Annotated in this window: 10 protein-coding genes and 1 pseudogene; 4 read left to right on the top strand and 7 right to left on the bottom strand. The window is 60.6% G+C overall.

The annotated features are described in order from the left end of the window. The 5 genes and pseudogenes from B2W52_RS11920 to B2W52_RS11900 form a co-directional block, all read right to left on the bottom strand. A pseudogene (locus B2W52_RS11920) lies at positions 1–539 on the bottom strand (penicillin-binding protein 2); the annotation flags it as partial. Positions 540–548: 9 nt separating this feature from the next. Next, on the bottom strand, positions 549–1,019 hold the full coding sequence (rlmH, locus tag B2W52_RS11915; protein ID WP_008176432.1) for a 23S rRNA (pseudouridine(1915)-N(3))-methyltransferase RlmH: 471 nt from the start codon (positions 1,017–1,019) through the stop codon (positions 549–551). Positions 1,020–1,021: 2 nt separating this feature from the next. Further along, entirely contained in the window at positions 1,022–1,372 is a 351-nt protein-coding gene (gene rsfS, locus B2W52_RS11910; RefSeq protein WP_008176434.1) for a ribosome silencing factor, read from the bottom strand. Positions 1,373–1,442: 70 nt separating this feature from the next. Continuing rightward, positions 1,443–2,093 carry a nicotinate-nucleotide adenylyltransferase gene (gene nadD, locus B2W52_RS11905; RefSeq protein WP_014576127.1) on the bottom strand — a complete coding sequence of 217 codons (651 nt, stop codon included), beginning with the start codon at positions 2,091–2,093 and terminating at the stop codon, positions 1,443–1,445. A gap of 5 nt (positions 2,094–2,098) precedes the next feature. Beyond that, a complete protein-coding gene (locus B2W52_RS11900; protein ID WP_092030337.1) occupies positions 2,099–3,355 on the bottom strand; it encodes a glutamate-5-semialdehyde dehydrogenase in 1,257 nt (418 codons plus the stop codon). A gap of 173 nt (positions 3,356–3,528) precedes the next feature. Between B2W52_RS11900 and B2W52_RS11895 the strand changes: the two genes are divergently transcribed. The 3 genes from B2W52_RS11895 to B2W52_RS11885 are packed head-to-tail and all read left to right on the top strand — an operon-like array spanning position 3,529 to position 6,994. Then, the gene (locus B2W52_RS11895) at positions 3,529–4,545 is read left to right on the top strand and encodes a GGDEF domain-containing protein (protein ID WP_014576126.1); all 1,017 of its coding nucleotides are present in this window, start codon (positions 3,529–3,531) and stop codon (positions 4,543–4,545) included. Next, entirely contained in the window at positions 4,542–5,540 is a 999-nt protein-coding gene (locus tag B2W52_RS11890) for a GGDEF domain-containing protein (protein ID WP_092030339.1), read from the top strand. The genes B2W52_RS11895 and B2W52_RS11890 overlap by 4 nt, the downstream gene beginning before the upstream one ends. Further along, positions 5,537–6,994 carry a bifunctional DedA family/phosphatase PAP2 family protein gene (locus B2W52_RS11885; RefSeq protein ID WP_053114574.1) on the top strand — a complete coding sequence of 486 codons (1,458 nt, stop codon included), beginning with the start codon at positions 5,537–5,539 and terminating at the stop codon, positions 6,992–6,994. Before B2W52_RS11890 ends, B2W52_RS11885 begins: the two co-directional genes overlap by 4 nt. On the opposite strand, the gene B2W52_RS11880 is transcribed toward B2W52_RS11885, so the two are convergent. Beyond that, positions 6,991–7,569: an LON peptidase substrate-binding domain-containing protein gene (locus B2W52_RS11880; protein ID WP_039882136.1), complete on the bottom strand. Its 579-nt coding sequence runs from the start codon at positions 7,567–7,569 to the stop codon at positions 6,991–6,993. The genes B2W52_RS11885 and B2W52_RS11880 overlap by 4 nt on opposite strands. Positions 7,570–7,621: 52 nt before the next feature. Beyond that, the gene (locus B2W52_RS11875) at positions 7,622–8,878 is read right to left on the bottom strand and encodes an HDOD domain-containing protein (RefSeq protein WP_008176449.1); all 1,257 of its coding nucleotides are present in this window, start codon (positions 8,876–8,878) and stop codon (positions 7,622–7,624) included. 160 nt (positions 8,879–9,038) lie between these two features. Here B2W52_RS11875 and ilvD point away from each other — a divergent pair, with 160 nt between their 5' ends. Then, positions 9,039–10,874 carry a dihydroxy-acid dehydratase gene (gene ilvD, locus B2W52_RS11870; protein WP_008176452.1) on the top strand — a complete coding sequence of 612 codons (1,836 nt, stop codon included), beginning with the start codon at positions 9,039–9,041 and terminating at the stop codon, positions 10,872–10,874. The last annotated feature ends 58 nt before the right edge of the window (positions 10,875–10,932 follow it).

The following is a 10,932-nucleotide window of genomic DNA, read 5'->3' as shown; positions in this document are numbered from 1 at the left end:
CCGACAAATCCCAGGGCATGGGCCGTCAGCTCACTGTGGGGGTAATACCGTACCAGCTCAGCCTTGACCTCGACGCCCGGAAGCTCGTGGCGATGCACGGCGAGGCGTGCCATCTCCTGCTCATTCAGGTCATAGCGAAGGGGGATTTCCTGGAAGGGTCGGCGGGGCTCCTGAAGCCGACGCTGAAACCGTTCGCGGTCTTCCTCGGAGATCTCCAGGATCGCGTCAAGCTGCGCCAGGGTATCGTCCATGCCCTGTACCCGCTCGGGCACAAGCGTCACACTGAAAACGGGGCGGTTCTCCGCCAGCAGGGTGTTATTGCGGTCGTATACCAGCCCCCGGGGAGGAGGCACGGACTGGACCTGGACGCGATTCTTGTCTGAGAGCGTGGTGTATATCTCATGTTCCACGACCTGAAGCTGGTACATCCGGGCAATCAGGCCACCGATAGCGAGCATGACAAGCACCAGCATGACCAGGCTCCGCCGCTGGAACAGCCGGCGTTCCGCTGCCGTATCCTTGAACTCACCCCATGGCATAACGTCCCCCTAGGCCCGGTGATACGGGTGATTGCGGGTGATCGACCAGGCCCGGTAGAGCTGCTCTGCCAGAACAATACGGACCAGGGGATGAGGCAGGGTCAGGGGCGACAGCGACCATTGCTGGTCGGCCCGTTTGCGGCAATCGTCGGCGAGGCCATCCGGGCCGCCCACCAGAAAGCTGACGTCCCGGCCATCCTGTTGCCAGTTCTCCAGCTGCGCCGCAAGCTTTTCGGTCGACCACGGCCGCCCACCAACCTCCAGCGCGATGACCCGGTCTTTCGCGCCGGTGGCCGCCAGAATGGCGTCACTTTCTCGCTGCATCAGCCTGGGGATATCGGGATTCTTGCCCCGATGGGCGACGGGGATTTCAACCAGTTCCACGGGTAGCTCCGGCGGCATGCGGCGGGCGTAATCTCCGAATCCGGTACTGACCCAGTCGGGCATTTTCTGCCCCACACAGATCAGGCGTAACCGCATGATTATTCGCTGCCCGCAACACCAAGATCCGGAGCATCACGCCAGAAGCGCTCCAGATCGTAAAATTCTCGTGTGGCAGGCATCATGACGTGAACAACCACATCGCCCAGATCCACGAGAATCCAGTCGCTGACGCCGGCACCTTCAACATTGCTCGCGCGCACGCCCTTCTCCTTCGCTTCGACCACGACGGAGTCTGCCAGGGATTTTACATGTCGGTTGGACGTTCCGGATGCCAGAACCATGAAGTCGGTGACACTGGTGCGGTCACGGACATCGATTACGCTGATGTCCTGTGCTTTCACATCTTCAAGCGCATTAATTACCAGATCTTTCAGTTGCTCTGCCTGCATAATCACCCTGTTGGACGGGCGTTTGCCGGTATGGCCGCCCGAAATGTCATATTCAGACGCGATTGTAGCACTAAAAGTTCCCGTCAGGGCATGCTCCATAGAGCCCCTGGCGGCGAATTTCTGTCCAGACCGAGTCAGGCACCAGATAGCGTGGCGAACGGCCGTCACCGATACGCTCCCGAATACCGGTCGCGGAAACATCCAGCAAGGGTGGATCCAGCTCGAGAACGCAGCCGCAGGGGCTGTCATGCAGGGCCTCCGGGCTTTCCACACCACGCTCTGCCAGTAATCGGGCCGGTTCGGAGGATGGGTCCAATGCCGGGCCCGGCCGACGGACCACAACCACATGCGCCAGACCCGGAATCTGCTGCCATTCCCGCCAGCGATCGAAGCCAGCAAATGCGTCCGTGCCAACCACCATCACCAGGGGTTCATCCGGGCCAAGCTCGGCCCGGAGTTGGCGAAGGGTATCGGCGGTGTAGGACGCTCCTTCCCGTGAGAGCTCACGGTCGTCAATCCGCAACTGGGGCTCACCGGCCACTGCCAGCCTCAACAACTCCAGGCGCTGACTGGAAGACGCCCCGGTTTGCCCCCGGTGCGGCGGAATATGACAGGGCACCAGGCTGACGTAATCCACGCCAAGACGATCGCTGATTTCCAGCGCAAGCCTGAGATGGCCATGATGCACCGGGTCGAAGGTCCCCCCATAAATGACATGCATGGGCATCAGGTCCGGATGTGCCCGTCACCGAAGACCACGTATTTCTGGGATGTGAGGCCTTCCAGCCCCACCGGTCCCCGGGCGTGGATCTTGTCAGTGGAGATGCCGATTTCGGCCCCCAGACCATACTCGAACCCATCGGCGAAGCGCGTGGAGGCATTGACCATCACCGAACTGGAATCCACCTCCGTGATGAAGCGCCGTGCCCGCGTGTAGTTCTCAGTAATGATGCTGTCGGTATGCTGGGAGCTGTAGCGGTTGATATGGGCAATGGCGCCTTCCAGGCCGTCAACCACACGCACTGCCAGGACCGGAGCAAGATATTCGGCTTCCCAGTCTGCCTCGGTAGCTTCTACCACGCCTTCGACGATGGCCCGTGTCCGCTCGCAGCCCCGCAATTCCACGCCTTTTTCAACAAAAGCCTGGGCCAGCAGAGGCAGGATATCCTCGGCGATTTCTGCATCCACCAATAGGGTTTCCATGGTGTTGCAGGTTCCGTACCGGTGGATTTTGGCGTTGATCGCCACCTTCAGCGCCTTTTCCGGATCGGCATGGCTATCGATGTAGACATGGCAGACGCCATCAAGGTGTTTGATAACAGGCACCCGGGCATCGCGGCTGATGCGCTCGATCAGCCCCTTGCCGCCCCTGGGCACAATCACATCAACGTAGTCCGGCATGGTGATCAACTCTCCGACCGCAGCGCGGTCCGTTGTCTTGATCACCTGCACCGCATTCTCGGGCAGTCCCGCTTTCGCGAGCCCCACGGAAAGACAGCGGGCAATGGCCTGGTTGGAATGAATGGACTCTGAGCCGCCCCGGAGAATGGTCGCATTGCCCGACTTGAGGCACAGACTCGCAGCCTCGACCGTCACGTTGGGACGGGACTCGTAAATAATACCGATGACGCCCAGCGGAACACGCATCTTGCCCACCTGGATACCGGAGGGCCGGTAGTTCATGTCGGTGATGGCACCGATCGGGTCTGGCAGGGAGGCCACCTGGCGCAGGCCCTCAATCATGGTATCGATTCGCTGGGGTGTCAGCTCCAGCCGGTCAAGCATCGCCGCATCCAGGCCATTTTCCCGGCCCATCCGCAGATCCTTGCCATTGGCGAGGGCCAGCTCTTCCCGGGCTGCATCCAGGGCCTCGGCCGTCGCCAGGAGCGCCTGATTACGCACGGCGGTGGTCGAACGAGCCACTCCGGTTGCCGCTGCACGGGCCTGCTGCCCAACCTCAGCCATGTACGCTGCAATATCCATTCAAATACCTTTCTGTTTTCAAGCGGAATCAGGAATCAGGGCCTAACTTTACCTTTCCCGTTTCAAGTACGCATCCCAAACAGATATTATACCGCTGCGATATGCCATACTCGGACCTATAAAGGTTCCCCGGGGACGGTTTTTCAAGGGAGTTCGGGAAAAGGAAGGACACCATGGCCCAGATGGCCGAAAAATTCCTGTTGAGCAAGTTGTCGCGAGCGGGCTTCGTGGCCCTGATCGCCATTGCGACCCTTTGCGCCGTGCTGGGCGAACCCATGGTTGCCGCAGCCGCGGCTGCCGCGGCAGGTATTGTCATTGCCGGAAAGACGTTCCACCCCAACCGGGTCCACCAGCCCTGGCCGAGAATCCAGCAGGCTTTCTTTGTCGTGCTTCTGCTGATACTGCTGGCCAGTTTCTGGACCGGCCCATGGATCCTGAGCCACTGGCTTTACGCGCTGCCTCTGGTTGCTTTCGCCCTGGTTCCGCCAGCGGCCGCAGCCGTGGTAACACTGATCATCGCTGTACTGGCAATGATCGCGACACAATGGGCGGTAGGCCTTGCCGACCGCCACCAGATGATCAGCGCCTTTCTTCTTACCCTGCTGCTTTCGGCGTTGCTGGTCTTCCTGCGGGACTACAAGACCCGTCAACTTGCGCCGTTGCGCCGTACCGACGAACTGACCCAGGCGGCCAGCCGGGAATACCTGTCTGCCGACCTGCACAAGGAAATCCAGCGCAGTGAGCGGGAGGGCACCGATATGTCGATTATCATGATCGGGCTGGACACCCATTTGAGCGATGACGAACCGGATGAGGACATCCGCTCGATTCTTCCCCGCATTGGTCGCTACCTGCATTCCCAGATCCGTGATTTCGACACCTACTACCGGGTCGCGGACCTGCAGTTTCTTGTGATCCTGCCGGGCATTTCCACCAGCGACGCGATCGCCCGCGCCGAGACGATCCGCAAGGGCCTGGCAACGCTTCTGGAATCCCACGGCATGAACCTGACCGTCAGCACCGGGATCGCCGGCCTGAATATCGGTGACGATGCCAACAGTCTGCAGCAGAGTGCCGCGAATGCCCTTCGCCGGGCCCAGCAGCAGGGAGGCAACCGAAGCCAGGCCTACAGTTCATGGTCGCAGCCGGCACAACCAAGCCAGCCTCGGGCAGAGGGGCCAGTGGCATGACAGAGACCCGACTGAGAACCTGGACACATGCCTTTGGCTACGGCATCGCCTGCCTGTTCATTTTCACCCTGGCGATACAGAACCTCCGCTATGGTTTCTACGAACTCTTTTACCTGGCCTCAGGGATGGCGGTTCTGACCCTCGCGGGTGCCGTTTACACCATCATTTGCCGCCGGCACCAGCTGTCGGCCCCCGGGCACCTGGTCATCCTCTCCGGCCTGAACAGTGGCATGCTGGCAGCGCTGCTGACCATGGATGCCCCGGGCATCAGCCACTGGGCCATGCCCCTGCTTGTGCTGAATCTGCTTATCCTGCCCCTGCGTCAGGGCGTCGGGCTATCGCTTCTGCTGCTGGTACCCATGTCGATCATCCTGTTCCTCGAAAAGGCACCGGCTGACGCCATTGCCATCACGGGGGGCCTGTTCATCCTTCTGGCGGTTGCAGCCCTGTACATCTGGCACTATGACCACATGGCCCAGTCGGCAGAGGACCTCGCCATTACCGATCCGGTGACTGGCGCCCATAATGCCCGCTTTCTGGATGAAACCCTTCAGAAAGAGATCAGCCGTGCCATCGCCACGGGGCACTGCCTGTCCGTCATCGACCTGAGCATTGATTACGCCGACGAAGTGGCCGACCTTCACGGCAGGGACCAGGTTCAGGGCCTGTTCAGGGATATGACCGAGCACCTCTTCGGCGTGATTCGAGCCGGCGATACCCTGTACACACTGAAAGACTCGGAGTTTTTCCTGATCCTGCCGTTTACTCCGGAAGAAGGCGTGCGAGTGATTGCCGAGCGGATTCGCCGCACCATTGCCGAACACCACTGGCCGGTGGTTGGCAAAGCCACAGTAAGCCTCGGCTGCACCACCCGCGGCAGTGGCGACACCCGTACCGACACACTCAGGGACCGGGCCCACCAGGCCATGGAAGAAGCTCGCAGACGCGGTACGGATTCGGTCTGGTTCAGCCCGGGAGAAACCATCGAAACATGAGCAGTGCCTGGCTGAACGATCTGTCGGCATGGCTCAGCCTGCATCCCGGCTGGCTGGCAACAGCCCTGTTTACGACTGCCTTCATCGAATCACTCGCTATAGCCGGCATTATTGTCCCGGGTGTCGCCATCCTGTTTGCCGTCGCCGTATTGGCGGGGGAGACCGGCATGCCGCTTGCGGAAGCACTGCTTTGGGCGGGCCTTGGGGCCATCGCCGGCGACACGGCAAGTTTTGGCCTGGGGCGACTGCTGCAGGGGCGCCTGACAACCGCCTGGCCACTGAGCCGCTATCCAAAAATCATCGGTACCGGGGAGCGCTTCTTCAAGCGTCACGGCGGCAAGAGTGTGATCATCGGCCGCTTCGTCGGCCCGGTCAGACCGATCATCCCGCTCGTGGCCGGGGCCCTGATGATGTCCTGGCGACGCTTTCTGGCTTTCAACATCGGCTCCGCTGTTGCCTGGGCGCCAGTCTACATCTTCCCGGGGTTTCTGGTGGGCAGTGCCCTGGCCAGTGATATCAGGCCTCCGGCGCATTTTTACGCGGTCATCGGCATCAGCCTCGCGGCCCTGACGGTGGTCTATTTCGTGCTGTTGAGGTTTCAGCTGGGGCTCGGGGAGGACAGCCGTTTCTACCGCTGGCTGAAGCAGTGGATGGCGCAGTACGAGGCTACGAACCGTTTCTGGCGCTTGTACACGAATCAACGGCCGGCCCGGGAGGGCGAATTCCCGCTGGCCTCATTCATGCTGGCGCTGGGTGCCTCCGCACTACTTCTGATCTGGGGGCAGTTGGCTACCGCCACCAGCCTCCTGGATGGGTTCGATCAGGCCACCCTTCTCTGGTTTGAGCAACTCCGGCAACCTCTGCTGGACGGTCCCTTCATTGCCATTACCCTGCTGGGTGACGCGCCGGTGTTAATGACCGCCGGAGTGCTCGCCTGCGCGGCACTGCTATTCCGGGGCTATTACGCCGCGGCCATCCATGTTCTGGCGGCTATCGCAGTGACGGTGGTTCTGGTCTGGGGCCTGAAGGCGCTGCTGGGCGTGCCCCGGCCGGATGAAGTCATGGGCCCGCCGAATTCCGGCGCTTTTCCCAGTGGTCACACGGCGGGCATCACCCTGCTGGTGACGCTGCTGGCAAGTTTCGTCGCCGGCGAAAGCAGGCATCGGAGACGTTGGCAATACTACGTGCTGCTCTCGCTGCCACTGGTGCCCGTGGCTTTGAGCCGGCTCTACCTTGGGGTGCACTGGTTCACCGATGTGATTGGAGGACTGCTGCTTGCGCTGGCTGTCACCGGTGCGGTGCGGGCCAGTTACAGCCGCTATGACAAGGTTCCGTTGGCGCCGGATATCACCATCGTTGGTGCAGCGGTGGTTTGGTTAATCCTTACGGGAGCCTACATCCTGCTGTCCTGGGATCAGGCGGTTCTGAACTTCAGGCCGGTTGCTGGCACCTAGCCTTCTTCCAGCGCCTCCAGAAGCCCCTGTAGCCGGGTGAGCCGCTCCAGAGGGTCCTGCAATTCCACCAGCTTCTGCTTCTCCTGTTTGTCCAGGGGCAGAAGTTCCGTGAGCCGCCAGCCAACATCCCGGGCATCACCATAGTCAATGTCCATGTTCAGGTCCCGGATGACCGGATGACGAAACAACGCCTTCAGAACCGAGGGCAACTCGCTGAAACGCTCCGGCACCTCACTCTCTGCCTCTTCAATCAGGCACTCGACGTCCCCCACATTCAGGCCGTCTTCCTGCTGCCAGCTGCGGACCACGGAGACCTTGGATTCGCCCTCAACGGTAATCCCCAGAAGGCCGTTTTCCAGCTGCTGGAAATCAATAATACGTACATAGGTGCCGATATCGTAGAAGGCGGCGGTGCGCCCGGCCTCTCCGCCTTCCTGCAACAGCACCACAACGAACCCACGATCCTCCTTGAGACAACGGGTCAGCATGTCGATGTAGCGCGGCTCGAACAGCTGCAAGGGAATCCTCCCCCTGGGCAGGACGATGGAATTCAGGGGGAACAAAGGTACATTCATAAGTGCAACAGTCACCGGAAAGCAGACTCCACAGTTTACACAGCCCGGACAATCACCGGATGGACAGCAATTGCTGAACTTCGTCGACCCGGGCCCTGGCCTCCGTCAGAAGCTGCAAACTGCGAGAAGCATTGAGTTCAAGCTCGCCCAGACGCCGATACGCCGGCACCTGGTCGAACGGGGGAAGCTCGGCATTCTGGCTGGAACCGATCATCGAATGCAATTGCGCCACGATAACCACATCCACCAATTGGGGTGATGTCTCTCGGCATTCATAGCCCCAGTCCTCGGCATGACGGACTGCCTCAACGAACGCCGGCGGGAACGACCAGTTCTCCAGAACCGCCGTACCCACATCCGCCCTGAGTTCGCGGATTGCATGGCTGAGGTTGGCCTCATCGGCAAAGAGATTCACATGATGTTCCGCCTGGACCAGGATCGGTACCACGCCGATATCATGGAGCAGACCCGCCAGCAACGCCTCCTCCGGATTCAGTTTGGTGGCGTGATCCGCCAGGACCCAGCAAAGGGCAGCCACTTCACGAGAGTGACGCCAAAGCTTTTCCATCTCTTTCTGAAGCGACGCCTGACGGGTCTTGAACACCTCACGCATGGAAAACACCGTCACCAGCTGGCGGGTGGTGCGCATGCCCAAACGGACCACTGCTTCCCGGACATTCCGGACATCACTGAATCCGCGATATAGCGGGCTGTTACAGGCGCGAACGAGCTTGGCCGCCATCGCCGGGTCGGCCGATACGGCAAGGGCCACCTGATCCGCCGTCGACTCCTCGCGATCTACCGCCCGCCGGACCTTCCAGGCCACATCCGGCACACTGGGAAGCTTCACCTGGTTCGATCTCAGCTCCGACAGGAATTCCATCAGCAGGTGATGTTCCTCGCTCTCGAGCCCTCCATTGCCTTCACCTGAATCCATCTCAACCTGTTCGACAGGCGCCGATCGCAGCAACTGGTTAAGGATGTCCTGCTCGACGACCAGGAATTCCGAGGGTTTGACGGCTGTAACGTCGTACATCCGTGGCTGGAGTCTGGCAATCGGGTTCTGGGCTTTCTCTGTTTCGGCTTCGATGATCGTTTTTCGGCCATCCACGGACTCAAGCTCAATCTTTCCTGCCACCAGGAAAAAATCGAGACCGTCACGGACACCACGTTCCAGAACCCTCTGCCCGGGCCCATGGGTACGACGCTCGGCCCGGCTGGCAAGCAAAACCAACTGGTCATCGGTCAGCCGGTTCAAAGGCTGGAACTCTTTAAGGCGACGAAGCGGCAGGCTTTCCTGGCCGGCCATAGGCATACTCCTTGTCGGATCAAACCGGAAAATAAGTTGGCAACTGTGTTAACTATTGTAAACAGAGGCTCTGAAAACAACCATGCGCCTGGAGTCTAATCTGGTATCCTCTGTTTTTTTGATCAACGTCATCAGGTAACAACAGAGAGAAAAGAACCCCATGCCTCAGTATCGTTCGCGGACCTCCACCGCAGGCCGCAACATGGCCGGCGCCCGTGCCCTCTGGCGCGCCACCGGCATGAAAGACGGCGACTTCGGCAAACCGATCATCGCGGTTGCCAACTCTTTCACCCAGTTCGTGCCCGGCCACGTGCACCTTAAGGACCTCGGGCAACTGGTGTGCCGCGAAATCGAGTCCGCCGGCGGTGTTGCCAAGGAATTCAACACCATCGCGGTCGATGATGGCATCGCCATGGGCCATGACGGCATGCTTTACTCCCTGCCATCCCGGGAGATCATCGCCGACTCCGTAGAGTACATGGTCAATGCCCACTGTGCCGATGCGCTTGTGTGTATTTCCAACTGCGACAAGATCACCCCGGGCATGCTGATGGCTGCCATGCGCCTCAACATCCCCACGATCTTCGTCTCTGGCGGCCCCATGGAAGCAGGCAAGACCAAACTGTCGGAGCACAAGCTCGACCTGGTGGACGCCATGGTCATTGCTGCAGATCCCAATGCCTCCGACGAACAGGTGGAAGAGTATGAGCGCAGCGCCTGTCCGACCTGTGGCTCCTGTTCCGGCATGTTCACCGCCAACTCCATGAACTGCCTCACCGAGGCCATCGGTCTGGCGCTGCCGGGCAACGGTTCGCTCCTGGCAACGCACGCCGACCGGGAGCAGCTGTTCCTCAAAGCCGGTCGACAGATTGTGGAGAATGCGCGGCGCTATTACGAGGAGGATGACGCCAGCGTACTGCCGTTGAGCATTGCTTCAATGGCGGCTTTCGAAAACGCCATGGTCATGGACATCGCCATGGGCGGCTCAACCAACACCATCCTCCATTTGCTGGCGGCAGCCCAGGAAGGCGGTGTCCCGTTCACCCTGAACGAGATCGACCAACTGTCACGTCGTGTACCGCAACTTTGCAAAGTGGCTCCGAACTCACCCAAATATCACATGGAAGATGTGCACCGGGCCGGCGGTATCATGGGCATTCTCGGCGAGCTGGAACGGGGCGGCCTGATCAACACCGACCTTCCCACCGTGCACAGCAAGACCATGCGAGAAGCGCTCGAGACCTGGGATATCATGAGGTCGCCGCCCACCGAAGTGGTCGAGTTCTACAAGGCCGGCCCTGCCGGCATTCCCACGCAGACCGCGTTCTCCCAGAGCACCCGCTGGCCAACCCTGGACGGTGACCGGGAAACCGGCTGCATCCGCTCGGTTGAGAACGCCTACAGTTCCGAAGGCGGCCTGGCCGTACTCTATGGCAATATTGCCCTTGACGGCTGCGTGGTCAAGACTGCGGGCGTAGACGAGAGCATCTTCGTGTTCGAAGGCAAGGCAAGGGTATTCGAGAGCCAGGATTCCGCCGTTGCCGGAATTCTCTCCGACGAGGTCAAGCCGGGCGAGGTTGTCATCATCCGTTACGAAGGGCCCCGTGGCGGACCGGGCATGCAGGAAATGCTGTATCCGACCAGCTACCTGAAATCCAAGGGACTCGGCAAAGACTGCGCGCTACTGACGGACGGGCGTTTCTCTGGCGGCACTTCCGGCCTGTCCATCGGCCACGCGTCGCCGGAAGCGGCCGCCGGCGGAGCCATTGGCCTGATCGAAAATGGCGACACAATCCGCATCGACATTCCGAACCGGAGCATCAACGTGGAGCTGGATCAGCCCGAACTGGATCGTCGCCGGGAAGCCAGGGACGCCAAGGGCTGGAAACCGGAACTGCCACGGGACCGCAAGGTGTCTGCAGCCCTGAAAGCCTATGCGCTACTGGCCACGAGCGCCGATAAGGGCGCCGTTAGGGATCTCGAAAAGCTCGACTGAGCACTGAGATCCTGAACCAACAAAAAAGCCCGGCGGGACATCTCGCCGGGCTTTTTTG

This window comes from Marinobacter sp. UBA2498 (assembly GCF_002341575.1).
GTDB lineage: Bacteria > Pseudomonadota > Gammaproteobacteria > Pseudomonadales > Oleiphilaceae > Marinobacter > Marinobacter manganoxydans.
Note: the sequence above shows the minus strand (reverse complement) of the source record. Positions and strands in the feature narration are given on the sequence as shown.